We start from the raw sequence: 24,691 nt of genomic DNA, 5'->3' as shown, positions 1-24,691 counted from the left end.
CCGGGGGACCGATCGCCGGGCGATCGCTACCGGAGGTAACCGTAAAAGCCGGGGAAAGCGGACACCCGTCGGTCGGGGCGGCTGCGCAGGCCCGTCGGAAGCCGGGCCCAAGGCAGCGGTCGACTCGATGGGGGCACCCCGACCGGGCCCGCCCTTGCCCTCAGCCGCGGGCCGATGCCCGGACGCCCCTGCCGCTTACGCCGCGGCCGCAACCGGGCGGTTGCGCGCACTCCACTGGGCCAGCAGCTGCGCCTCGCGCGCCCTGGCTTTGTGCAGGTGCGCTTCCTTGACGTGCCCGTAGCCGCGGATCTGTTCGGGAATGCTGGCGATCTCGGCCGCCAGGCCTACGTTTTCCCCGTCGAGCCGGTCGAGCAGGCCCTCGATCGTGGCCTGGTACCGGGCGATGAGCTGGCGTTCGCCCCTGCGCTCGGCGGTGTAGCCGAACACGTCGAGCATCGTGCCGCGCAGGCCCCGCAGCCGGGCCAGCAGCCGGAACGCGGTGAACACCCACGGGCCGTATTCGCGCTTGATCAGTTCGCCCTTGGCGTTCTTCTTCGCCAGCAGCGGCGGCGCGAGATGGAAGTGCACTTTGTAGTCGCCGTCGAACTGCTGCTCCAGGCGGCGACGGAATTCGCCGGAGGTGTACAGCCGCGCCACTTCGTACTCGTCCTTGTAGGCCATCAGCTTGAAGAAGTAGCGGGCCACGGCTTCGGACAGATCGGTAGCTCCGGGCGCGGCGGCGTGTTCGGCCGCGCGCACCTTGGCGACGAAGTCCGCATAACGCCGCGCATAGGCTGCGTTCTGGTAATCGGTGAGGAAGGCGACGCGGCGGGAGACCAGTTCGTCCAGCGAACGCGACAGGCGCAGGTCGTCGAGCGGCAGGAATGCGACGTCGCCTGCGGCCGATGCGGGCACGTGCCGCAGCTCGTCTTCCGCGCGCAGGTCCGCATCGCGCGGCGACAGGCCCGATTCGTGGCCCTCGGACGGCGTCGGCGGCAGCAGCGGCAGTTCCCGCGGCGTGGCTTCGGCGCGCGTGGGCGCGTTGCGGATCACGCCGGCGGCCTCGGCGACCGCTGCCGGTTCGACCACCGCCAGCCGCCCCCAGGCGAACGCGGTCTTGTTCATTTCGACCGCGGCAGCATTGAGCTCCACCGCGCGCATGATCGCGTCCAGCGACAGCGGCACCAGCCCCTGCTGCCAGGCATAGCCGAGCATGAACAGGTTGGCCGCGATGGCATCGCCCATCAGCGCGGTGGCGAGTTGGGTGGCATCCACGACATGCAGCGATGAAGCCGGTGCATCCGCGCCGCCCAGCGCGGCGCGGACCGCGGACACAATCTCGGCCGCAGGGAACTGCAGGTCCGGGCGCGTGGTGAAGGTGCCAGGCATCGCCTCGTAGGTGTTGAGCACCACCGAGGTGCGACCGGCGCGCACCTTGGACAGCGCCCAGTAGTCGTTGACCACCACCATGTCGCAACCCAGGACCAGGTCGGCCTCGCCCGCGGCGATGCGCACCGCGTGGATGTGCTCGGGCGATTGCGCGATGCGGATATGGGTGGTGACCGCGCCGCCCTTCTGCGCCAGTCCGGTCTGGTCGAGCACGGTCGAGCCGCGGCCCTCCAGGTGCCCGGCCATGCCCAACAGCGCCCCGATCGTCACCACGCCGGTGCCACCGACGCCGGTGATCAGGATGTTCCAGGGCTGCGACAGGTCGCCCTTGAACTCGGGCGTCGGCAGGTTCGCCAGCTTTTCCGCCGCGCTGACCTTCTTGCCTTTGCGCGGCGTCCCGCCGTGCACGGTGACGAAGCTGGGGCAGAAGCCCTCGACGCAGCTGTAGTCCTTGTTGCAGTTGCTCTGGTCGATCTCGCGCTTGCGCCCGAACTCGGTGTCCTTGGGCAGTACCGAGACGCAGAACGACTTCACCCCGCAATCGCCGCAGCCTTCGCATACCAGGGTGTTGACGAACACGCGCTTGGCCGGATCGAGCATCTTGCCGCGCTTGCGGCGGCGGCGCTTTTCCGTCGCGCAGGTCTGGTCGAAGATCAGGATGCTCACGCCTTTCACTTCGCGCAGGCGCTTTTGCACGTCTTCGAGCTCGCGGCGGTCGTGGAAAGCGACGCCGGTCGGGAAGATGGACGGATCGCTCCACTTTTCGATCTCGTCGCTGAGCACCACGATGTCCTGCACCCCTTCCGCGCGCATCTGGTGCGCGATCTGCGGCACGGTGAGCGTGCCGTCCACCGGCTGGCCGCCGGTCATCGCCACCGCGTCGTTGTAGAGGATCTTGTAGGTGATGTTGACACCGGCCGACACCGCCTGGCGCACCGCCAGCGAGCCGCTGTGGAAATAGGTGCCGTCGCCGAGGTTCTGGAACACGTGCGGTGTTTCGGTGAAGGCCGCCTGGCCGCACCAGGTCACGCCTTCGCCGCCCATCTGGGTGAAGGTGTCGGTGTCGCGATCCATCCACGTCACCATGTAATGGCAGCCAATGCCGGCCATGGCGCGCGAGCCTTCCGGCACCTTGGTGCTGGTGTTGTGCGGGCAGCCCGAGCAGTAGTGCGGCACGCGCGGGAACTGCGCGCGCGGCAGGGCGAGCTCGGCTTCCTTGGCGGTGAGGAAGGCCAGCTGCCGGGTGATGTGTTCGCTGCGGTGGAAACGTTCCAGACGCGCCGCGATCACCCGCGCGATGCGCGCCGGAGTGAGCTCGTTGGTGCTGGGCAGGATCCATTCGCCCGATTCGTCGTACTTGCCGACGATCGAGGGACGGCTGCCGTCGCGCCCGCCGTCGAAGTTGTAGAACTGCTCCTTCATCTGGCTTTCGATGAAGGCGTGCTTCTCCTCCACCACGAGGATGTCCTCGAGCCCGCGCGCGAAGTTCGCGATGCCGACCGGCTCCAGCGGCCAGGTCATGCCGACCTTGTAGACGCGGATGCCGATCTCGGCGCAGGCATGCGCGTCCAGCCCCAGCACTTCCAACGCCTGCAGCACGTCGAGATAGCTCTTGCCCGTGGTGACGATGCCTAAGCGCGCGTTGGGCGAATCGAGCACCGTGCGGTCGATGCCGTTGGCGCGGGCGAACGCCTGCGCCGCCCGCACCGCGTAGCGATGCAGACGCATTTCCTGGTCCAGCGGCGGGTCCGGCCAGCGGATGTTGAGCCCGCCCGGCGGCAGCTCGAAATCCTCAGGCGTGACGATCTGCAGCGCGAACGGATCGACGTCGACCGAGGCGGAGGATTCCACGGTCTCGGCGATGGTCTTGAAGCCCACCCAGCGTCCGGTGAAGCGCGACATCGCCCAGCCCACCAGCCCCAGGTCGAGGATGTCCTGCACCCCGGCCGGGTTGAGGATCGGCATCATCGCGCTGGTGAACTCGCCCTCGGAGCCGTGCGGCAGGGTCGAGGAACGGCAGGCATGGTCGTCGGCCGCGAGCGCCAGCACGCCGCCGTGGCGGCTGGTCCCCGCGGCGTTGCCGTGCTTGAACACGTCGCCGCAGCGATCCACGCCCGGGCCCTTGCCGTACCACATCGCGTACACGCCATCGACCTTGGCGCCGGGAAACAGGTTGGTCTGCTGCGTGCCCCAGACCATGGTCGCGCCCAGGTCCTCATTGAGACCGGGCTGGAACTTCACGCCCGCTTCGGCCAGGTGTTTCTTCGCCCGCCACAGTTCCAGGTCAAAACCGCCCAGCGGCGAGCCGCGATAGCCGGAGATGAAGCCGCCCGTGTTCAGCCCGTCGCGCGCATCGCGCAGCCGCTGCATCAGCGGCAGCCGGACCAGGGCCTGCACGCCGCTGAGGTAGATGCGCCCGCGGGTACGGGTGAACTTGTCCTCGAGCGTGTAGTCGCGGTCCACGGTGCCGGCCTGGACCCCGGAATGGGTGAGCGCGGTATTGGCCGAAGCCGGCGAGGTAAGTTCGGCGGTGCTGGTCATGGACGTCTCTGGCAGGCGACGCGAGGGTCGCTGGCTGGCACGGCGGCGCGCCGCCGGGAGGCGGCAGCGGAGGCGGAAGTGAGCCAAAAAGTGTAGCAGTGGGCTTCCGGCCGGCCTGGCTGGCGGGAATTCCCGTCGGTTGCCGCGGGCCGATCGCGGGCGCCGCGCAGGCCCGAACGCCGGCGGGCGGCGCCGGTCTGCGTCCTAGTAAACCGCCTCGACCTTCGGCCCCAGCGGCACGTTGTGCGCCTTGAGCCAGGCCACGATCTCGCGGCGCTCAGCCAACGCACGCTCGTTGAGCACCCCGCGCTGGACGGCGAAGTAGTAGTCCTGGAACGTCGCCCCACCCGAGTTCCGGGCCTGCGGCTGAGCGCCCTTGTCGAGCAGCTGCAGGATCGCCGCGCCGGCATTGGTGCGCGCGGCCACGTGCAATGGCGTGTCGTCGTTGCGGTCGGGCAGATTGGGATCGGCGCCGGCATCCAGCAGCAGATGCAGCTGCTGCGGATTGCCGGCCAGCAGCGCCTGCATCAGCGGCGTCGCGCCGGTCTGCGGGTTGCGCACGTCCGGATCGCCGCCATGGGCCAGCACGGCGCGCAGCAGTTGCGGATCCTTCGCGAACGCGGCGGCATGCACCGGGGTTTCGCCGCCCATGCCGGGGCGGTTCGGGTCGGCGCCCGCCTCCAGCAGTGCCTGCACGCTTTCCAGGCGTCCCTGACCGATGGCCTCGACCAGCAGGCTCGCGCCGTCCGTGCCTGGCGTATCGGGGTCGACGTTCGCGGCCTGGCGACGGATTTCCGTGGCATCGCCGCGGGCCACCGCGTCGGCCAGCGGCGCGATATCGGGGTTGGTGAAGCGGTCGTTGCTCATGGGCGGGCGCGCGCACCCCGGGGCGCTACAGGCGGAAGCGAGGAGGAGGGCGGCCACTTTCAGGCGCATGCGGGCAGTGTCGGCGCTGCCGCGACCGCGGCGCAAGCGCATCCGGGATAGCGTAGGGGGCTCAGCGCCCGCTGAGCCAGCCGACGAAATCGCTGGCGCCCTGGGCGACGGCCCCGGCCCCATCGGCCAGCAGCTCGGTCCCCTGGCCGGCCAGGTCGATCGCACCCTGGGTCAGGTCGCCGCTGCCGGTAATCGCCCCGGCAAGCAGATCGCCGGGCAGGCCACCGACATGCTCGTCGACGAAGCTGGCCGCGCTTTCGGTGCCGCGGTTGACGGTGTCGCCGGTGGAATTGAACACGCCTTCGCTCAGGTCGCCCAGGATCCGGAACCCGCCCTGCACGTAGTCGCCGTTGCGGAAGTCGGTGTCGACCACCTCGCCGATGTCGGACACGAAATCGTGGGTATTGCGCGCGTAATCGTCCTTCAGCGGTTCGGGCAGCAGGTCCTGCAGGTCGCGGCCGAGGTCGGACGGATTCTCGTAACCGGCTTGCCAGGGCTCGCGTTCGATCATCGCCGCGGTCAGCACGTTCGGGTTGTGGCTCATGGCCGCGTAGGCCAGGTCGCCGACGCCGTCGACCAGCGGAATGCCGCTATGGCGCGCGGCCTCGACCACGCTGTTCCAGACTGCACGCTCCCCGGCCGACATGTCCCGGAATTCGTCCGCCGCACCGCGGCCGAACAGGGTGTGTTCGGCGACCGGGCCCGGCGAGACCACGATCCGGGTGCCCAGCGCGTCGGGCGCGACCAGCCCGGTGACCCAGCTCTCCTGGGCCTGGCTGAGCATGTCGCTGTCGAGCGAATAGGCGCGGATGCCGCCGTTCTCGGCGTAGCTGCGCGCCTGATCCGGGGCGAAGCCCATGCGATCGAGCGTGTTGGGATGGATGCCCGAGGCATCGAACGTGACCGCTGGGATGCCCGACGCCAGCGAGCCCACCGAGGCCAGGCCGCCGCCCTGGGAATGGCCGGTCAGGGCGAGGTTGGTCGGATCGCCGTCGGGGTCGCCGAACACCCGCGCGAATTCCATCGCCGTGTTCACCGCGGTGCCGCTGAACTTGTCGACCGGATCGGTCTGGAAGCCCAGGCCCTGCTCGAAGTTGTTCTCCCAGTCCGCCGCGCCCTCGGCGGTACCCCGGTAGGACAGCACGAAGTTGCCGTTGCCGTCGGTATAGATCTCGGCCTTGAATTCCTGCTCCGTGGTCTGGGTGCCGCCGCCCAGGAACTGCTCGCGCCAGGCGGTGGGATCGGCGATGCCGCGTTCGGCCAGCATCTGGTCACTGATCGCGCTCCAGCCCGGCGGCGGATCGCCGCGGGTGCCGTAGACGGCGGTGGCCAGCTGCGACAGGGTCACGTCGAAGGGCTGCGCCTGGGTGCCGCCGGCGGTCTGGGCCAGGGTGCTGCCGGCGGGCAGGGCGTATGGGCCGGAAGGCCCGCCCTGCGGTTCGGCGCCCGAGGTCAGCCCGGCCAGCTGCGGATGGTAGGTCGGCTCGGGCCGGTAGCCGGTGGTGGCCGGCAACTGTGTCGTCGTCGCAGGCAGGACCGGCTCGGGCCGGTACCAGCTGCTCAGGCTGGAATCGCTCGAGGGAGAAACAACGCTGCCGCCCATGGCCCGCTCCATACCGGTTCGCATGGCGACCCTAGCGCGATGCGGGGCCGGGAACAGCTAGGGCGCGCCCTAGAGGGGAGAGGGCCGCGGCCGCTCGATGGCGATGACGACAGGCTGCCGTCGTTGTACCGGTGATTGGCGCCCGCCGCAGCAGATCGAAGGCCGGGCAGGCATTGGCGCTACGCCAGCCGCGCTTCGAGGCGCTCTGCCGCCGCAACGCCAGGGGGTTACCTTAGGGGCGGAGTCGCCAGCGTGATCCGTCCCTCCCCAACTTCGTACCTCGCCACCGGAGTGTTCATGTCCCGCTTCCGCCTGTGCCTGAGCATCGTCTGCCTTGCGAGCAGTCCCGCGGCGCTGGCTGCCGACCGCATCACCGGCCGCGAGTTCGCCACCCGCAGCGAGGTCTACGCCCCGCATGCGATGGCGGCGACCTCGCATCCGCTCGCCACCCAGATCGCGCTGGACGTGATGCAGTCCGGCGGTAGTGCGGTGGATGCGGCGATCGCGGCCAATGCCGCGCTGGGGCTGATGGAGCCGACCGGCAACGGCATCGGCGGCGACCTGTTCGCGATCGTCTGGGATCCGCAGACCGGCAAGCTGCACGGCTACAACGGCTCGGGTCGTTCGCCGAAATCGCTGTCCCTGGCCGAATTCCGCAGGCGCGGCCTCACCGACGTTCCGCCGCACGGCCCGCTGCCGGTAAGCGTGCCCGGGACGGTCGATGCCTGGTTCGCCCTGCACGGCAAGTTCGGCCGCAAACCCATGGCCGAAAACCTGGCGCCGGCGATCCGCTACGCGCGCGAGGGCCATCCAGTGCACGAGACGATCGCCCACTACTGGAGTCTCTCGGTCCCCCGCCTGTCGAAATGGCCCGGCTACGCCGAGCAATTCACCGTCGTCGACGGCAAAGGTGAACGCCGCGCGCCGCGCACCGGCGAGACCTGGAAGAACCCCAATCTCGCCGGCACCCTGGAGCAGATCGCGCAGGGCGGGCGCGATGCGTTCTACAAGGGCGAGATCGCGCGCACCATCGACGCCTACTTCAAGGCCAACGACGGCTTCCTCAGCTACGACGACCTGGCCGCGCACCAGGGCGAATGGGTCGAACCGGTCAGCACCAACTACCGCGGCTTCGATGTGTGGGAACTGCCGCCCAACAGCCAGGGCATCGCCGCGCTGCAGATCCTCAACCTGCTCGAGCCCTACGACCTGAAGCGTTACGGCTTCGGCAGCCCCGAGCACGTGCATCTGTTCGTGGAAGCCAAGAAGCTCGCCTTCGCCGACCGCGCCGCGCTGTACGCGGATCCGGATTTCTACAGGACGCCGGTGTCCAGGCTGGTGTCCAAGGCGTACGCGAAGCAGCGCGGCAAGGCGATCTCGATGGAGCGCGCCGCGAGCGCGGTCGAGGCGGGCGTGATCCCCGAACTCAACCAGGGCGACACCATCTATCTCACCGTCGCCGACGCCGACGGGATGATGGTGTCGCTGATCCAGTCCAACTACCGCGGCATGGGCAGCGGCATGGCGCCGCCGGGGCTGGGCTTCATCTTCCAGGATCGCGGCGAGATGTTCGTGCTCAAGGAAGGCCATCCCAACAGCTATGCCCCGGGCAAGCGGCCGTTCCAGACCATCATCCCGGCCTTCATCACCAAGGACGGCAAGCCGTGGATGAGCTTCGGCGTGATGGGCGGGGCGATGCAGCCGCAGGGCCATGCCCAGATCGTGATGAACCTGATCGACTTCGGCATGAACCTGCAGGAAGCCGGCGACGCGCCGCGCATCCAGCACGATGGCGATACCGAACCCACCGGCCAGAACGCTACCCCCGAGGGGAGCGGCGAGGTCGACCTGGAATCCGGCTTCCCTTATGAGACCGTGCGCGCACTGATGCGCAAGGGCCACAGCGTGCGCTTCGCCGACGGCCCCTACGGCGGCTACCAGGCGATCCGGGTCAACCCGCACGGCGGCTACATCGGCGCCAGCGAATCGCGCAAGGACGGTCAGGCGGCGGGGTACTGAGCACCGGACACGGTCCGCGCCGCAGCCGAACCGGCTATGCTCGGTCGCGAGGGCCGGCGGCGATCGCGCGCCGGGGTGCGACGCGGGCCGCCGCGCGGGGATGGGGACTACATGCAGCGTCACGATCGCCGCTTTCGCAAGCGGTTCGGCTCGGCCTTGTTGTGGCTGGCCGTGAGCCTGGTCTGGCCCTTGCACGCCGAAGTGCGGGAAGTGCGTCCGGGCGAGGATCTCCAGTTGCCGGCCGGCAGTGGTCTGCTGCTGGTCGCGGTGGATACCGACATTCCGCTGCAGGCTTTGCGGATCAAGCGCAACGGTACACTTTTCGATGCCGAATCGATCAAGGATATCGGGAAGGGCAGAACCACGCGCCTGTACGTGGTGCCTGCCGGGAGATATCGCTGGGATACCGTGAGGAAGCCCCTGCGAAGCTTCGAACTCGGGGAGAACGAGGAATATTCCTTTGAGGTGAAGCAGGGGATCCTCAATTATCCGGGTGACCTCATCTACCGGGATATCGACGAGTTCAACGCCATGGTCCATGTCGCCAACCGCGGCCTGCTGGCGATGGACTGGATGGATCAGACGTATCCGGAGCTGTCGGAGCGGCACGTATTGACCTACATGGGGCATTACCCCGATCCGTTTCCTGCGTTCTACCGCCAACACGGCGGCGGCACTGATGCCGATGGCGAGCGTGCTGCCGCGCCCGCAGAGGCCACCACGACGCCCTTGCCGGAAACAGTCGAAAATCTGTGGAAGCCCACCGCTGTAGACCTGATCAGCATCAATCCGGGCGGTGATCTGGTTGCCGTGGTTGATCGCGAGAAGAGGGGCACGAAGTGGCATTGGACGATCAGGATGATCGATTTGCGCAGTGAGACGTCGGTGTTGGCGCTTGAATCCCCGGTGGAGATTTCGCGTATCGACTGGTCAGGCAACCGCGCACTGATCGTCAGTTGCGGCGAGCAGCATCAGATCGACGCGGTGTTTGTGCTGCATGTCCGGGGAGAAGCGGCTCAACGTACCTACGAGCGGGTGAAGGTGCCGGTGAAGGGCTTGCTGGTGGATCCGTTGCCTAACGATCCGGACCACATCCTGTTCGCCAGCCTCTACATTGGCCCGCTAGGTGCGGACGTCCAGGTGCATCGGCTCGACGTCTCGACGCAATACTTTCTCAACCGGTTCGAGTACGGCCGCACCAGCGCGTTGGACAGGGGCCTCAAGGACGACCGGCAGTGGTTCACGGATGCGGCCGGCAATCTGCGCGCCGCCATCGTTGTACGCGAAGAGAGCCGGGTGCTGGTGCACGGGCGCGATGGCCAGTTCCGCGACGTGATGACGCTCGACGACGGAGAGACGTTCTCTCCTTTTGGGCTTTCAACCGACGGTAACCTGATCTATGGATGGAGCGAAAAGGATCGCGAGCAGCGCGACCTGGTTGAAGTCGATCCGGCGACCGGCAGGATCGGACGCACGTTGTTCTCGCGCCGCGGGGTGGACGTGCAGGGTGCGCTGTTCGACGGTCAGCGCAACTTGATAGGCGCGACCTACTACGAGGACGGCCAGCTGGTCAGCGAATATTTCGACGCGGCCAGCAAGGCACTGGACGAACGGCTGCAACGCGCCTTTCCGGGTAGGACCGTACGCATACTCGACCGCGATGCCGCATCCCGCCAGTTTCTGCTGCTGGTTGGCAGCAGCGATCAGCCGAGCGAGATCTACCACCTCGACGCAGACGCGAAGCGTGCGGCGCTGCTGCTGCAGACGCGGCCCTGGTTGAATGGGCGCAGTTTCGCGCCGTCCCGCATCGTCCGTGCCACAAGTAAAGACGGATTCCCGATCGAGGCCTACCTCACACTCCCCAAGGCGCAGGAGCCCGTGCCGCTGGTGGTACTGGCGCACGGCGGTCCGATCGGCGTGCGCGATTCGCGCTACTTCGATCCCGAAGTGCAGTTCCTCGCCGCGTTGGGCTATGCGGTGCTGCAGGTCAACTTCCGCGGTTCGGAGGGTTACGGCAGCAAGTTCCGGGCGGCTGGCAAGCGCAGCTACGGCACCCTGATAGAGGATGACATTGATGCCGCGCTTGCCGCGGCGCTTGCCGCCCACGCCCTCGACCGCGAGCGCATGTGCGCGATGGGATCGAGCTATGGCGGCTATTCGGCGCTGGTGTCCGCCATCCGCTGGCCAGAGCGGTTCCGCTGCGTGGTATCGATGGCCGGAGTCAGCGACCGGACGCTGTTCTTCACCGCCAGCGATTCCGGGCGCAGCAAGGAAGGCCGCAAGGAGCTGGAGGAAGCCATTGGCGACCCCCACACCGAAACCGAATCCATGCAGGCGTATTCGCCCCTGTATCGCTATCGCGACCTCACGGTGCCGGTATTGCTGGCGCATGGCACCGAAGATTTCCGCGTCGATTACGAGCACACGCGCCGGCTGGCGCGGATGCTGGGCGCCGCCGGTCGCCCGCCCATCCTGGTAACCCTGGAGGGCGAGGCCCACGGTGTGGAAGACCAGGCAAACCAGAAAAAACTGTGGGAAGCCGTGGCTGCCTTCCTGCGGGCCAACCTGGGCGTTGCCCCGGTGGCGCGGTCGCACTAGCCCCGGTTGGCTGCGACCAGCGGCTGCGGGGCGCAGCTCCACGCATTGCCGGCCCATGCCGACGCCGCGCCGGTGTACCCTCGCCGCTCTTGTGCCCGGTCGGAGGTGTCGATGAAGACGGTTCTGGTGGCCAGTTCCAAGGGTGGGGTGGGCAAGACCACCATCGCGACCCATCTTGCCGCGCAGGCGGCGCTGGCCGGGCAGCGCACGGTGCTGGTCGATGCCGATCCGCAAGGCTCCTCGACCCGCTGGGCCGAGCGCCGGGCCGGGCTGGAGAGCGCGGTGCTGCCGCTCGACGGCGGCCGCAAGGATTGGCGCAAGAAGGTCCCTGACGACACCCAGCAGGTGGTGATCGATGCCCCGGCCGGCGCGATGGCCGGCGATCTGGAGCGGTTCCTCGACAAGGTGGACGCAGTGGTGGTGCCGGTGCTGCCTTCGGCGCTGGATATCGAAGCCACCGTGCCCTTCCTCAATACGCTGGCCAAGCTGCCGCGGGTGCGCAGGGGCGATCTGCGCGTCGGTCTGGTGGGCAACCGGCTCAAGCCGTGGACCAACGCCTCGCAGCAGGCGCTGGACCTGTTCAAGGCGTGGCCCTATCCACTGGTGGCGCAGCTGCGCGACAGCCAGGCCTACGTGATGCTCACCGGCCTGGGCAAAAGCCTGTTCGACTATCACTCGCAGCAGGTGCGCGAACACCAGGAAGACTGGCAGCCGCTGCTGCGCTGGGTACGCAAGGCCTGAGCGGCAACGCAACGCGGTGAGAGGCTTCATCGCCGGCTCACGCCCCCGTGCGTGCGGTCGGCTACGCTTGTCGTCCTCCCCCGACAGTCGAGTTGCGTCATGCGCGAACTGATCCTGCTGCGTCACGCCCATGCCGATGCGGTCGCGACCGGGCAGATTGACGCCGACAGACCGCTTTCCGACGAAGGACGGAGCGAGGCCCAGGCCGCGGCGCGCTGGCTGAAGGCGCAGGACCTGGTGCCGGACCGAATGCTGGTGTCGCCCACGCAACGCGCCCGCGAGACGGCCGAGGCCGTCGTTGCCGAATTGGGTCCGGTCCCGACCCGGGAAGAAGCCGCGATCTACGAGGCCTCGCCAGGCGACCTGGCGGGGCTGGCCGACCAGAACCGCGATGCGACCCGGCTGCTGATGGTCGGCCACAACCCCGGGTTCGAGCAGCTGGCCGCGCTGATGCACAGCGGCCAGTCCGGCGATTATCGCGGCATGCCGCCCGGCGGGATCGCGGTCCTGCGGCTGCCGGTGGACGCGGCGATCGAACCGGGCATCGCAAGCCTCGTCGCCTTCTGGTGGCCATGAATCCAGCCCGGACGCGCGTCCTGCGCGCGATCGGTGCGGCCTGCCTCGCCTGCCTCCCGTTCGCGGCAGCTGCGCAGGCGTTCGACTCCGCGCATACCCACATCGGCTTCGTGCTGCACACGCGCTGGGGCCAGCAGCTGGAAGGCCGGTTCCCGCGATACGAGGGTGCCGTGCGTGCCCTGCCCGACGGCTATCAGCAGGTGACGATGCGCCTGGCCACCGCCGACGTGGAAATCGTCGGCTATCCGCGCTACACCGAATTCGCGCGCGGCCGCAAATTCTTCGACTCCCAGCGGTATCCCTGGGTCAGCTTCACCTCCGATCCCTACCTGCCCAGCCTGCTCAGGGAGGGTGGCAGGCTCACCGGCACCCTGCACATCCATGGGGTGGCCCAGCAGGAGATCTTCACCGTGGAGCCGGCAGTGTGCGCGCAGCCGGGCATCGGCTGCGACCTGGTGGCACGCGGCAGCGTGCGCCGGGAGGACTACGGCATGGACGACTGGAAGGTGGCCGTGCGTGCGCGGGTGAGTTTCGAACTGCGGTTGCGGCTGCAATCCGGGGCCTTGCCGTGACCCGGCAAGGGGCGATGCCGCGCTGGTTGCGCGCGGCAGTGCTGCTGTTGGCGGCGGCATCCGGCGCCTGTGCCACGCTCTCCCCGGTCGAACGCGCGCGTGCTGCGCAGGTGGCGCACGCCGCGCGATCGAGCGAGCTCACCTGCGCGCAGGCCGACGCCTGCGCCCAGGATTCATCGCTGCGCGATCTTGGCGCGCGCGCGCTGACCGAGAGCGGCCCGGCGGCGCCGCGACACTATGCGCTGATCCTGGATTACGGACAGGATGCCCTGATCTCGCGGATCAATCTGTTGCGCGCGGCGCGCACCCGGATCGATCTGCAGACCTACATCTTCGACGAGGACGACGCCGGCCGGCTGGCGCTGGAGGAACTGCTCGCAGCCGCGCGCCGCGGCGTACAGGTGCGGGTGCTGATCGACCAGCTGTCGGCACTGAAGAAGGTCGACACGCTTGCGGCCTTGGCCGGCGTGCACCGCAATTTCGAGGTACGCATCTACAACCCGGTGCTGGGGCGCGCACGCATCAACTACCCGCAGTACCTGCTGGCTGCGGCCTGCTGCTGGCGGCGCCTGAACCAGCGCATGCACAGCAAGCTGCTGGTGATCGACGGCCAGGTCGCGATCACCGGCGGCCGCAACTACCAGGACGATTACTACGACTGGAGTGACGAGTACAACTTCCGCGACCGCGACCTGCTGCTGGCCGGTCCCGAAGTCGCGGCGATGCAGGCGAACTTCGACACGTTCTGGGGCAGCCGGCGCAGCGTGCCGATCGAGCAACTGGCGGACGTCGGCACTTTCCTGCTACGCAATGGCGTGCGCGAGTGGAACGCGCCGGAGTACGAAGACCCCGCGCGCGTGGCGGCGGTGTCGCGCGAGGCCGACGACGCGGCGCTGATCACCGAGCGCCTGACCGGGGCGGCATTGCCGGTCGGTGACGTCCAGTTCCTCGGCGACCTGCCGGAAAAGCATGGACGCGACGAACAGGACGCGCTCGCGCCTTCCACCGGCGGACTGCGCGAGCTGATCGAATCGGCGCAGGACGAAGTGCTGTTGCAGACGCCGTACCTGGTGCTGTCGAAGCCCGCGCAGCAGATGTTCCGCGACCTGCACGATCGCGCGGATGCGCCCAAGGTCAGGGTGTCGACCAACAGCCTGGCTGCGACCGATTCGTTCATCACCTACGCGCTCTCGTACAAGTACAAGCGGCGCTACCTGCGCGATTTCGGCTTCGACATCTACGAATTCAAGCCATTTCCCGAGGACGCGCCGATCGACGTCGATGCCACCGGCGCGGTGGACATCGGCTGGCAGGACGACGGCACCCCGCTCATCGACGGCGCGCCGGTGCTGGAGAGCGAGCGGCGCCATGGGCCCAATGGCGATGCCAACGGCGCGCCGCGTCCGCTCACGCGCGAGTATTCGGCGCTGCGCTTTGCCGGCTACAACGTCAACGACCGGGTGCCGCTCAAGCGCGCCGGCGTGCGCGTGGGCCTGCATGCGAAGTCGATGGTGATCGACGAGCGGATCGGCGTGGTCGGCACCCACAACTTCGACCCGCGCGGCGACAGTTACAACACCGAGAGCGCGGTGGTGATCGACGACCCTGCGTTCGCGCAGCAGTTGGCCGCCAGCATCCGCCGCGACATGGCCCCGCAGAATGCCTGGACCATCGCCCGGCGCGACAAGCCACCGGTGTTCTCAGGCCTGGAGTATTCGCTGGCCAAGGTGTCCGAGCACCTGCCGGTGTTCGACCTGTGGCCGATGCGCTACGCCACCAGCTACGAGTTCAAGCCGGGACCCGAGTGCCCGATGCCTTTGCCGCCGGACGATCCACGTTTCCGCCTGTGCTACGAACCGGTAGGCGATTTCCCCGAGGTCGCGCTCGGGTTCAAGAGCCTGCTCACGCGCATCTTCACGGCATTCGGGGCGGGACTGGCTCCGATACTGTAGGGCGGGCCCGGGCCCGCCTTGGCACGCTAGTCGCGCAGCGGCGCATGGTCCGCCGCGATCTGCGCCTCGCTCAGGCGCAGGAACCGCGCAGCGTTGTTGTAGAGGATGTCGCGCTTCTGCTCCGCGTCCAGGAACGGCGCGGTCTCGATTGTCTTGATCGCCTCGCCGATCGCGTCGGGCCAGTACATCTGGTCGGAGCCGAACATGATCCGCTTCTCCAGCCCCGCATCGACCATGCGCCTGAGCGCATCGTGGAACTGCGCGCGTGGCAGGCTCCAGTTGTTGCCGGACACGTCCACGTACAGGTTGGGGTGGGTGAACATCATCGCGATCATCTCGTCCACCAGCGGCGAGCCGTAGTGCATCACGTAGATGCGCAGCTTCGGATGCTTGCGCAGCACATCTTCCAGCAGGAACGGTGAGCCCATGCTGGCGCGATAGTCCTCGTAACCTGGGAAACGCGCCGCCGCCGGGGGGCCCTCGCCCAGGTGGATGCCGACCGGAATGTCCAGCTCCTCGGCCAGCGCGAAGTAGGGTGCGTAGCGCGGATCGTCGGGCCGATGCCCGCGGTACTGGATGTAGACCTCGCCCAGCACCGACAGCTGGCCGGCCGCATGCAGCGCGCGCAACTCGGCGATCGATTTTTCCTTGCGCTTCCCGAAGGCGACGCCGGGGAGGATCAGGTCCGGCGCGGCCTTGCGCCAATCGGCGACCAGTTCGACCGGTCCTTCGGTCATCGCACGCCGCACGTCGTGCCGACGCAGCGCGGCAATGGTGCCGTCGCGCAGGCCCGCATCGTCCGCGGCCGCGAATATCGGCTTGTCGCAGGTCATGAACTTGGCGAAGTCCAGCGCTTCGCCCGGATCGATGGTCGGGATCAATACCTGCTGGTCGCCAGGGCAGGCCGGGGTGCCGGGCGGCAGTTCGTCCATCGGGTAGGCATGCAGATGCATGTCGATCACGGGCTGCACGGCGGGCCGTCCAGCGGCGACGCCCGCCAGCGGAATGGAGAACAGCAAGCTGCAGACCAGTCGCTTCATTCACGGATCCCCCTGGAAAGTCCCACTGGCTAACGGCAACCGTTGCGAGGCCAGGCCTGCGTCTAGGTCGTCAGTCATGGCAACGGTTTGCGCCGTCCGCCCATCTCAATGAGGGAGCCGGCGCGGCGCGACATCGCCGGCCGGCACACCCCCCGCAAGACCCATGACGTCAGACCCATGACTTCTGGCACATACAACTGAGGAACTGGTGTTGTACTTTACCAACACACCATTTCACCAAGACAGCAAGACACCCACGGAGACCACCATGAACGCCAAGACCCAGACCCCCGCCAACGCTTCTTCCAACGTCATCGCCCTGAATGCCCGCCGTGAGCGCCGCGAACGCGACTTCGGCATCGGCTACGGCAACAGCAGCGGCTATGCCAGTTCCAAGCGCTACACCAACGACTGGGGCCTGACCCGCTTCCGTTGCGCCTGACCCCTCCATTCGCACCACCAGCCCCCGCTGGACCACCACGGACCCTTGCCATGAACGCCCCGACCCCCCGTACCCCGACCCCGAACCGCGACCACGCCGACAACGTGGTGGCTCTGCAGGCCCGCCGTGAGCGCCGCGAGCGCGATTTCGGCATCGGCTACGGCAGCAGCAGCGGCTACGCCAGCGCCAAGCGCTACGTGAACGACTGGGGCCTGACCCGCTTCCGTTGCGCCTGACCCACCTCGCCTCTCCCACGTCACCTGATTCACCTCGGCTTACCAAGCCACCCAGGAAAACCGCCATGAACGCCCTGATGACCGCCCCAACCCCGAACCGCCGTCCCGCCACTCCAGTGGAGGCCCTGCCGGCCCGCCGTGAGCGCCGCGAGCGCGATTTCGGCATCGGCTACGGCAGCAGCAGCGGCTATGCCAGCGACCGTCGCTACGTGAACGACTGGGGCCTGACCCGCTTCCGCTGCGCGTAATCTCGAGCTCCCCCGGCGCGGCCGGCGCAGTCCCTCCTCTCTCCCCTCTGCGTCGCCGCCGCCGGTTTTTGCAGCCGCCTTCCCCGGGCGGCTGACTTTTATGGAGGGACGCCGGCCGCTATGGTGCCGGCATGAATCAGCTTCGCACCGGCGCCTTCCGGCGCACCACCTCGCTCGAAGCCCTCAACGCCATGTCCCATGGCACCGCGATGGAGCCGCTGGGCATCGTCTTCACCGAGATCGGCCCCGACTTCCTGCGCGCGACCATGCCGGTCGATGCGCGCACCCACCAGCCCTATGGACTGCTGCACGGCGGAGCTTCGGTACTGCTGGCCGAAACCCTCGGCAGCACCGCCGGCATGCTCAGTGTCGACGAAGGCCAGGGCGTGGTGGGGATCGAGATCAATGCCAATCACCTGCGCGGCGTGCATGAGGGCCTGGTCACCGGCACCGTGCGTGCGCTGCATACCGGGCGCAGCACCCAGGTCTGGGAAATCCGGATCGAGGATCCGGCCGGCAAGCTGGTGTGCATTTCGCGCCTGACCGTGGCGGTGATCGCCCTGCCAGGCAAACCCTTGCCCTGACCATCTTTCGATCCCGTCCCCGTAGCGGACGTAAACCGGCGGCCTTGCGGATGGGACGCAACGCGCGTGAGCCTTCGTTCCGGGTCGGCGCGCGCCCTGGCCCGCCGCGGCGGCCCGGGCCCGATCGCGTCGGAACGCAGGTCGCGGCGCGATTGGGTGCCCGGCTCCATTCGGCTTCGGTATCGTGCGCAGGTGAACCCGGCCTCCGATCCCCTGCGCCAGCTGCGCTACCTCTACCGCGTGCCCTTGCTGGTATGGCATCTGCTGATCGACCTGCCGCTCACCCTGCTGGCGACTGCCCTGCCTATCCATCACGTCCGCCTGCGCGACGGCGAGCGCCTGGATTACCGACTGATCCGGGCCTGGCAGTCCGGGCTCATGCGCGTGTTCGGGCTGCGCATGCGCAGGGTCGGCGCGCCGCTTCCGGGAGCAACCGTCTTCGTCGCCAACCATGTCAGCTGGATCGACATCGTCGCCCTGCACAGCCAGCGGATGATGGGATTCGTGGCCAAGCGCGAGATCGCGGGCTGGCCGTTCGTGGGTTGGCTGGCCACGCGCGGCGAGACCATCTTCCACCAGCGTGGCAGCACCGAATCGCTGGGCGGGGTGCTGCACGAGATGCTGGCGCGGCTGCGCGCCGGGCGCTCGGTCGGAGTCTTTCCGGAAGGGCGCACCCGCGATGGGCACGCGGTTGGCCCGTTCCACGCCCGCATCTTCCTGGCCGCGGTGGAAGCCGGCGTGCCGGTGCAGCCGGTGGCGCTGCGCTACGGCGAGCACGGCAGCGCGCAGACCGTCATCGCGTTTGCGCCGAACGAAAGCTTCTTCGCCAATTTCCTGCGCCTGCTCGGCGAGCCGATGCGCGACGCGCAGGCGATCTTCCTGGAACCCATCCCCTCCGATGGCGGCGAAGGGCGACGGCGGATCGCAGAACTCGCGCGCGAGCGGATCGTGGCGGCGATGACCGAAGGCACGCGTGACTAGCGGAGACTTTCCGAGGCGTCAGCAGATGCTCAGCGCAGCCGACTACCGACCACCGCACTGGCTGCGCAGTCCGCACGTGCAATCGGTGCTGGGCTCCAGCCCGCTGCGCCGCCGACGCGGGGCGAAGGCGATCCAGGGCAGTGGCGCGATCTCGGTCGAGCAACTGGTGGACGGCGGCGACGGTGTGCGCCTGCACGGACTCTACAGCCATGTTCCCGGAGTCGAGCCGCGCGGGCTGGCACTGCTACTGCACGGCTGGGAGGGCAGCGCCGAATCCAGCTACATGCGCCTCACCGCGGCGAGGCTGCTGGCCAAAGGCTTCGCAACGTTTCGGCTCAATTTCCGCGACCACGGCGACAGCCACCACCTCAACGAGGCGTTGTTCCATTCCAACCGGATCGATGAGGTCGTGCATGCCGCTGCCGACATCGCGCGGCGTTTCCTGGCGCCGGGCCTGCCGATGGTGGGTGCGGGCTACTCGCTGGGCGGAAACTTCATCCTGCGCGTCGCCCTGCGCGCGCCTGCAGCCGGGTTGCCGCTGGCGCGCGTTGCCGCAGTGTGCCCGGTGCTCGATCCGGCCCTGACGATGGAACAGATGGAACGCGGCCTGTGGTTGTACCTGCGCTATTTCGAACGCAAGTGGCGCGCTTCACTGGTGCGCAAACGCGCACTGTTTCCGCAGTACCACGATTTCGACGATGCCACTCTGAAGCTGGGCATGCGCGAGCTGACCACCTGGATGGTGGAGCGGCATACGGACTTCGGCACCCTGGACCGCTACTTCGAAGGCTATTCCATCGCCGGCGAACGGCTGTCCGCGCTGACCGTGCCGGCCGACATCCTCATGGCCGAGGACGATCCGGTGATCCCGGTGGCCGAATTCCGCGCCCTGCGCCTGCCCGCCACCGCGCACCTGGATATCGCGCGATGGGGCGGACATTGCGGCTTTCTGCAGAACGCGCGCCTGGACGGATTCGCCGAAGGCTGGGTGAGCGATCGCCTGTCACAGGCGTTGACGCAGGTCTAGGGTTAACAGGCCCTAGGCGATACTCGCCGGCACAGGAGCAGACAATGAAGATCCGCAGCGACAGCTTCGAACACGGCCACCGCATCCCGCCCGAGTTCGCCATGGGCGCGCAGGACGGCTTCGGCGGCAACCGCAATCCGCAGCTCGCATGGAACGACGTACCCGAGGGCACGCGTTCGTTCGCGCTGCTGTGCATCGATACCGATGCGCCTACCGACGCCGCCCTGGTGGGCCAGGCGGGTGTGGAAATCCCGGTCGCACATCCGCGCGGAGACTTCGTGCACTGGGCGATGGTCGACATTCCAGGCGACGTACGCGAGATCCACGCGGGCAGCTGCAGCGACGGCATCGACAAGAGGGGCAAGGCCGCGCCGCACGGCCCGGCCGGCGCACGCCAGGGCCTGAACGACTACACCGGATGGTTCGCCGGCGATGCCGACATGGCGGGCGACTACTTCGGTTACGACGGTCCGTACCCACCGCCCAACGACCTGCGCGAACACCGGTATTTCTTCCGCGTGTTCGCGCTGGACGTGGAGCGGCTCGACGTTGCGGACCGGTTCACGGCTGCGGACGTGTTCCGCGCCATGCACGGTCACGTGCTGGGCGAGGCATCGACCTACGGCACCTATTCGCTGCATCTGCCCCATTAGCCACTGGCGCGCCCGTGCCCGCGCGCTGAAGCGGCAGGCGCTGACGGTGTGGTTCGCCGCGCGCGATCCGGCGCTGCCGTGGCCACAGCGCGTGCTCGCGCTGGCGGTCGCTGCCTACGCGTTCAGCCCGATCGACCTGATCCCGGACTTCATTCCGGTGCTGGGCCTGCTCGACGATCTGGTCCTGATCCCGCTGGCCATCGCCCTGCTGATCCGGCTCACGCCGCCCGAGATCGTCGAACGCGCCCGCGCGCGGGCCGAACGCGCCGCGCAGCTGCCCACCAGCCGCATGGCGGCGGCCGCGATCGTGCTGCTGTGGGTACTGCTGCTGGGCCTGGGCGTGTGGTGGTGGTGGCTGCGCTAGCGCGATGCGCGAAACCAACCGTCACGCGCCGTTGGGAATGAGCAGCAGCAGCGCCGCACCGATCACGAAGCGATACACCGCGAACAGCGTGAAGCGGTGGCTCTGGATGTAGCGCAGCAGCCACTTCACCGCGACGAAGGCGGTGATCGCCGAGGCTGTGAACGCGATCGCCAATGCGCTCCAGTCCTCGTGCGCGGCCGCGCCGCTCCCGATCACGTCGAGCAGCTCGTAGGCGGTGGCGGCGAACATGGTCGGAATGCCGACCAGAAAGGCGAACTCGGTGGCGGCCGCGCGATTGGTCGTGCCTGCAAGCAGCGCGACGAAGATCGTGGCGCCCGAGCGCGAGGTGCCGGGAAACACACCGGCCACCACCTGCGCGATCCCGACCAGGATCGCGGCCAGCCAGGAGATCTGCACGCGTTCGCCCAGGGCCGCCGCGCGTCTGGCCGCCAGCTGCTCGGCTGCGATCATCCACACGCCACCGAGGATCAGGGCCCAGGCGATTGGCGTGATCCGTTCCGGCAGCTCCCATCCCAGCGCCTTGACCAGCAGTCCGCCGATCGCCGTTACCGCGAAGGCGACCAGCAGCTTGAACGCGTAATCGCGCGCTTGCGCCGGCGTCAGCGCAAGACCGGCCGGATCGTGACCGGCTGGTGCGCCGCGGCCGATGAAGCCCATCGCCAGATCCCACAGGCGTTGCCGGTAGATCAGGACCACCGCCAGGATCGCCCCGGCCTGGATCGAGATGTTGAACAGGTCGCTGCGGTGGCCCAGCCAGCGCTCGGCGATCAGCAGATGCCCGGTGCTGGAAATGGGCAGGAATTCGGTGATGCCTTCGATGATGCCGAGCAGCAGCGCGGCGAGCAGATCGGTCATGGGCCGGAGGTCTGGTCGGGGGACGGGTAAAAACGAGGCAGGGTACCGGAAGCCGGCCCTGGCCCTGCTCGGGTGCCGATCGGCAAGGGCGCTGCACGGAGGGCGGGCGGCGCGGACTTATGCACCATACCAGTGCAAACGCTAAATCGAGCACGTCCATCTTGGTGCATACAGGCGATACCTGCTCGCAACATTGCATGAAAATCAACTAGTTGGCGTGCGTTCCGGGTTGGCACACCCCTTGCTGGATACCCCGCAACCCTGCCCATCATCACGGAACCACCCCGATGTCCATCGAACACGTCGAAAAGCTGATCAAGGACCACAAGGTCGAATTCGTCGACCTGCGCTTCGCCGATATGCGTGGCGTGCAGCATCACGTCACCTTTCCCAAGTCGATCGTCGAGCCCGGGCTGTTCGAGGACGGCAAGATGTTCGACGGTTCGTCGATCAGCGGCTGGAAGGGCATCAACGAGTCGGACATGGTGCTGCTGCCCGATCCGGGCACCGCGTTCATCGACCCGTTCACCGCCGATCCGACCCTGATCCTGACCTGCGACATCCTGGATCCGGCCACGATGCAGGCCTATTCGCGCGATCCGCGCGGCGTGGCCAAGCGCGCCGAGGCGCATCTCAAGTCCAGCGGCATCGCCGACCAGGCCTTCTTCGGCCCGGAGCCGGAATTCTTCATCTTCGATGCCGTCCGCTTCGCCAACGACATGGGGCACACCTTCTTCCACATCGACTCGGAGGAAGCGCACTGGAACTCCGGACGCGAGTACGAAGGCGGCAACACCGGCTACCGGCCGATGATCAAGGGCGGCTATTTCCCGGTCGCGCCGCTGGATTCGCTGCACGACCTGCGCGCTGAGATGTGCAAGACGCTCGAGCAGGTCGGCATCGAGGTCGAAGTGCACCACCACGAGGTCGCCAACGCCGGCCAGTGCGAGATCGGCACCAAGTTCAACACCCTGGTGCAGAAGGGCGACGAACTGCTGACCATGAAGTACATCATCAAGAACGTCGCCCACCGCAACGGCAAGACCGCGACCTTCATGCCCAAGCCGATCGTCGGCGACAACGGCAGCGGCATGCACGTGCACCAGTCGCTGGCCAAGGGCGGGCAGAACCTGTTCAGCGGCGACGGCTATGGCGGCCTGTCGCAGACCGCGCTGTGGTACATCGGCGGCATCTTCAAGCACGCGCGTGCGATCAACGCGTTCGCCAACTCGACCACCAATTCCTACAAGCGCCTGGTGCCGGGCTTCGAGGCGCCGGTCATGCTCGCCTATTCGGCGCGCAACCGTTCGGCGTCGTGCCGCATTCCGTACGTTGCCAACCCGAAGGCGCGCCGCATCGAGATCCGCTTCCCCGATCCGATGAACTCCGGCTACCTGACCTTCGCCGCGCTGCTGATGGCCGGACTGGACGGCATCAAGAACCAGATCGATCCGGGCGGCCCCAGCGACAAGGACCTGTACGACCTGCCGCCGGAGGAAGAGAAGAACATCCCGACCGTGTGCCACTCGCTCGACCAGGCACTGGAGGCGCTGGACAAGGATCGCGAGTTCCTCAAGGCCGGCGGCGTGTTCAGCGACGACTTCATCGACGGCTACATCGCGTTGAAGATGCAGGAGGTCACCCGCTTCCGCGCGGCGACGCATCCGCTGGAATACCAGATGTACTACACCATCTGATGCTGCATGAGGACACCAAGGTCGCAGGCTTCGGGCTGGCGGATGTCCGGCCCGCCGCAGCGCGGCGGGCGTTCGGAGCGGGCGCGCGGCAGTGCCGCGCAAACGCCCACTCCGCACCCGCTCGAATACCAGATGTACTACACCATCTGATGGAGGACCGGATGCGAGTTGCTGCAGCTTCGGAAGGGCGGATGTCCGGCGCGCCGCAGCTCGAAAACCAGATGTATTACGCGATTTGATCAGTACGGTCGCGGCGGAGGGTGTTCCGTCGCGGCCCGGCCTGGTCGGGCGGGGCAAGCCCCGCTCGACCGAAGCAGGATTCGCACGAAGGCAGGGACGGGGTCCGGCGATATCGGGCCCACGGATCGGAACGATCCACGACAGGAGCAGGCAGTACGTGCAGGGCGCCGACAGAGTGCCCGCACGCAACAACACGCAACATCCGGGGAGGGCTTCCCTTGCAGTGGAGCCCATCATGTCGTTCAGCAACAAAAAGATCGCCACCGCCCTCGCCGCGATGCTCGGCCTCGCTGCCGCGGGCGCCGCACAGGCCGGTGTTTCCGGTTCGGCTGCATTGACCAGCGACTACGTCTTCCGCGGCGTATCGCAGACCAACGAGGATCCGGCCGTGCAGGCCGGCGTCGAGTACGCCCACGACAGCGGCTTCTATGCCGGTGCCTGGGGCAGCAACATCAGCTGGCTGTCGGATATTCCCGGCGACATCTCCAGCAGCCTGGAGCTCGACGGCTATGTCGGCTACCGCGGCAAGGCAGGCGACATCTTTGGCTATGACGTCGGTGTGCTGACCTACTACTACCCCGGCGATTTCCCCGACGGCTTCAGCCGTGCAGACACCACGGAAATCTATGTCGGTGCGACCGTCGCCCCGATCGAAACCCTGTCCTTGGGCCTGAAGTATTCCCACGCCCTCACCGAACTGTTCGGTTATGTCGGTTCGGAAGGCAGCGGCTATCTCGACGCTTCGCTCAACTGGACCTTCACCCCCGGCTGGACGCTAAACGTGCACGGCGGCAAGCAGTGGATCGAGGACAACGAGGACTTCGAGTACACCGACTGGAAGCTCGGCGTCACCAAGGCCTTCGAGAACGGCTTCTCGGTGGCCGCAGCCTATACCGACACCGACGCCGAGGAGGCGTTGTACACCAACGCGCTTGGCACCCGCATCGCCGACGGACGCTTCGCGCTCACCCTCGCCAAGGCGTTCTGATGGCCGCGACCGCATCGCACCACAACGGAGGAAGCAGATGAAACTGATCACCGCCATCATCCGCCCGTTCAAGCTCGACGAGGTGCGCGAGGCGCTCACCGAAGTCGGCGTGTCCGGGGTCACCGTGACCGAAGTCAAGGGCTTCGGTCGCCAGAAGGGCCACACCGAGCTGTATCGCGGCGCGGAATACGTCGTCGACTTCCTGCCGAAACTGAAGATCGAATGCGCCGTCACCGACGACATGCTCGAGGCGGCGCTCGAAGCCGTGCAGAAGTCCGCCGCCACCGGCAAGGTCGGCGACGGAAAGATCTTCGTCAGCGCGATCGAACAGGTCGTCCGCATCCGCACCGGCGAGATCGACGCCGATGCGCTCTAACCCGTCCTCGGA

The 24,691-nt window shown here is 67.7% G+C and carries 23 protein-coding genes; 18 read left to right on the top strand and 5 right to left on the bottom strand.

The genetic code is table 11. The features are described from left to right. Window positions 1-195 precede the first annotated feature (195 nt). The 3 genes from MC375_RS03890 to MC375_RS03880 all read right to left on the bottom strand — a co-directional run bounded on the left by MC375_RS03890 (window position 196) and on the right by MC375_RS03880 (window position 6,469). A complete protein-coding gene (locus tag MC375_RS03890) occupies window positions 196-3,930 on the bottom strand; it encodes an indolepyruvate ferredoxin oxidoreductase family protein (RefSeq protein ID WP_242101993.1) in 3,735 nt (1,244 codons plus the stop codon). Window positions 3,931-4,134: 204 nt separating this feature from the next. Then, window positions 4,135-4,797, bottom strand: coding sequence for an ankyrin repeat domain-containing protein (locus MC375_RS03885; protein ID WP_242101992.1), 663 nt, complete (start codon window positions 4,795-4,797; stop codon window positions 4,135-4,137). 130 nt (window positions 4,798-4,927) lie between these two features. Further along, window positions 4,928-6,469: an Mbeg1-like protein gene (locus MC375_RS03880; protein ID WP_242101991.1), complete on the bottom strand. Its 1,542-nt coding sequence runs from the start codon at window positions 6,467-6,469 to the stop codon at window positions 4,928-4,930. A 297-nt stretch (window positions 6,470-6,766) separates the two neighbouring features. Between MC375_RS03880 and ggt the strand changes: the two genes are divergently transcribed. The 6 genes from ggt to MC375_RS03850 all read left to right on the top strand — a co-directional run bounded on the left by ggt (window position 6,767) and on the right by MC375_RS03850 (window position 14,927). Continuing rightward, complete coding sequence (gene ggt / locus MC375_RS03875; RefSeq protein ID WP_242101990.1) at window positions 6,767-8,488, top strand: gamma-glutamyltransferase; 1,722 nt, start codon at window positions 6,767-6,769, stop codon at window positions 8,486-8,488. Window positions 8,489-8,659: 171 nt separating this feature from the next. Then, window positions 8,660-11,086, top strand: a complete 2,427-nt coding sequence (locus MC375_RS03870) for a prolyl oligopeptidase family serine peptidase (protein WP_242101989.1) — start codon at window positions 8,660-8,662, stop codon at window positions 11,084-11,086. Between the two features lie 111 nt (window positions 11,087-11,197). Next, complete coding sequence (locus tag MC375_RS03865) at window positions 11,198-11,827, top strand: ParA family protein (RefSeq protein WP_242101988.1); 630 nt, start codon at window positions 11,198-11,200, stop codon at window positions 11,825-11,827. Between the two features lie 99 nt (window positions 11,828-11,926). Continuing rightward, window positions 11,927-12,403 (top strand): histidine phosphatase family protein, encoded by a 477-nt coding sequence (locus tag MC375_RS03860; protein WP_242101987.1) that lies wholly within the window; start codon window positions 11,927-11,929, stop codon window positions 12,401-12,403. Continuing rightward, window positions 12,400-12,975 carry a YceI family protein gene (locus MC375_RS03855; RefSeq protein WP_242101986.1) on the top strand — a complete coding sequence of 192 codons (576 nt, stop codon included), beginning with the start codon at window positions 12,400-12,402 and terminating at the stop codon, window positions 12,973-12,975. Before MC375_RS03860 ends, MC375_RS03855 begins: the two co-directional genes overlap by 4 nt. A 14-nt stretch (window positions 12,976-12,989) precedes the next feature. Beyond that, complete coding sequence (locus MC375_RS03850) at window positions 12,990-14,927, top strand: phospholipase D family protein (protein ID WP_242101985.1); 1,938 nt, start codon at window positions 12,990-12,992, stop codon at window positions 14,925-14,927. A 26-nt stretch (window positions 14,928-14,953) separates the two neighbouring features. On the opposite strand, the gene MC375_RS03845 is transcribed toward MC375_RS03850, so the two are convergent. Beyond that, on the bottom strand, window positions 14,954-15,967 hold the full coding sequence (locus MC375_RS03845) for an amidohydrolase family protein (protein ID WP_242101984.1): 1,014 nt from the start codon (window positions 15,965-15,967) through the stop codon (window positions 14,954-14,956). 268 nt (window positions 15,968-16,235) lie between these two features. On the opposite strand from MC375_RS03845, the gene MC375_RS03840 reads away from it, so the two are divergent. The 8 genes from MC375_RS03840 to MC375_RS03805 all read left to right on the top strand — a co-directional run bounded on the left by MC375_RS03840 (window position 16,236) and on the right by MC375_RS03805 (window position 20,502). After that, window positions 16,236-16,409, top strand: a complete 174-nt coding sequence (locus MC375_RS03840) for a hypothetical protein (protein WP_242101983.1) — start codon at window positions 16,236-16,238, stop codon at window positions 16,407-16,409. Window positions 16,410-16,459: 50 nt separating this feature from the next. After that, window positions 16,460-16,645, top strand: a complete 186-nt coding sequence (locus MC375_RS03835) for a hypothetical protein (RefSeq protein ID WP_242101982.1) — start codon at window positions 16,460-16,462, stop codon at window positions 16,643-16,645. Window positions 16,646-16,710: 65 nt separating this feature from the next. Continuing rightward, window positions 16,711-16,893 (top strand): hypothetical protein, encoded by a 183-nt coding sequence (locus tag MC375_RS03830; RefSeq protein WP_242101981.1) that lies wholly within the window; start codon window positions 16,711-16,713, stop codon window positions 16,891-16,893. A gap of 131 nt (window positions 16,894-17,024) precedes the next feature. Continuing rightward, window positions 17,025-17,477, top strand: coding sequence for a hotdog fold thioesterase (locus tag MC375_RS03825; RefSeq protein ID WP_242101980.1), 453 nt, complete (start codon window positions 17,025-17,027; stop codon window positions 17,475-17,477). Window positions 17,478-17,669: 192 nt separating this feature from the next. Continuing rightward, on the top strand, window positions 17,670-18,458 hold the full coding sequence (locus MC375_RS03820; protein ID WP_242101979.1) for a lysophospholipid acyltransferase family protein: 789 nt from the start codon (window positions 17,670-17,672) through the stop codon (window positions 18,456-18,458). Window positions 18,459-18,483: 25 nt separating this feature from the next. Next, the gene (locus MC375_RS03815; RefSeq protein WP_242101978.1) at window positions 18,484-19,485 is read left to right on the top strand and encodes an alpha/beta fold hydrolase; all 1,002 of its coding nucleotides are present in this window, start codon (window positions 18,484-18,486) and stop codon (window positions 19,483-19,485) included. Window positions 19,486-19,529: 44 nt separating this feature from the next. Beyond that, window positions 19,530-20,138: a YbhB/YbcL family Raf kinase inhibitor-like protein gene (locus MC375_RS03810; protein WP_242101977.1), complete on the top strand. Its 609-nt coding sequence runs from the start codon at window positions 19,530-19,532 to the stop codon at window positions 20,136-20,138. Between the two features lie 46 nt (window positions 20,139-20,184). Further along, on the top strand, window positions 20,185-20,502 hold the full coding sequence (locus MC375_RS03805; RefSeq protein ID WP_242101976.1) for a DUF1232 domain-containing protein: 318 nt from the start codon (window positions 20,185-20,187) through the stop codon (window positions 20,500-20,502). A gap of 21 nt (window positions 20,503-20,523) precedes the next feature. Here the strand turns inward: MC375_RS03805 and MC375_RS03800 are convergent, their stop codons facing one another. Next, window positions 20,524-21,378, bottom strand: a complete 855-nt coding sequence (locus tag MC375_RS03800) for an undecaprenyl-diphosphate phosphatase (RefSeq protein WP_242101975.1) — start codon at window positions 21,376-21,378, stop codon at window positions 20,524-20,526. 287 nt (window positions 21,379-21,665) lie between these two features. Between MC375_RS03800 and glnA the strand changes: the two genes are divergently transcribed. The 4 genes from glnA to MC375_RS03780 all read left to right on the top strand — a co-directional run bounded on the left by glnA (window position 21,666) and on the right by MC375_RS03780 (window position 24,679). Then, the gene (gene glnA, locus MC375_RS03795) at window positions 21,666-23,075 is read left to right on the top strand and encodes a type I glutamate--ammonia ligase (RefSeq protein WP_242101974.1); all 1,410 of its coding nucleotides are present in this window, start codon (window positions 21,666-21,668) and stop codon (window positions 23,073-23,075) included. A 6-nt stretch (window positions 23,076-23,081) separates the two neighbouring features. Beyond that, entirely contained in the window at window positions 23,082-23,225 is a 144-nt protein-coding gene (locus MC375_RS03790; RefSeq protein WP_242101973.1) for a hypothetical protein, read from the top strand. 325 nt (window positions 23,226-23,550) lie between these two features. Then, on the top strand, window positions 23,551-24,303 hold the full coding sequence (locus tag MC375_RS03785) for a TorF family putative porin (RefSeq protein ID WP_242101972.1): 753 nt from the start codon (window positions 23,551-23,553) through the stop codon (window positions 24,301-24,303). A 37-nt stretch (window positions 24,304-24,340) separates the two neighbouring features. Further along, window positions 24,341-24,679 carry a P-II family nitrogen regulator gene (locus tag MC375_RS03780; protein WP_242101971.1) on the top strand — a complete coding sequence of 113 codons (339 nt, stop codon included), beginning with the start codon at window positions 24,341-24,343 and terminating at the stop codon, window positions 24,677-24,679. Window positions 24,680-24,691: the final 12 nt, after the last annotated feature.

It is taken from the genome of Lysobacter sp. M2-1 (genome assembly GCF_022662495.1).
GTDB lineage: Bacteria > Pseudomonadota > Gammaproteobacteria > Xanthomonadales > Xanthomonadaceae > JAKPBU01.
The sequence above is the reverse complement of the archived record's forward strand: the minus strand, read 5'-3'. Positions and strand labels throughout refer to the sequence as shown.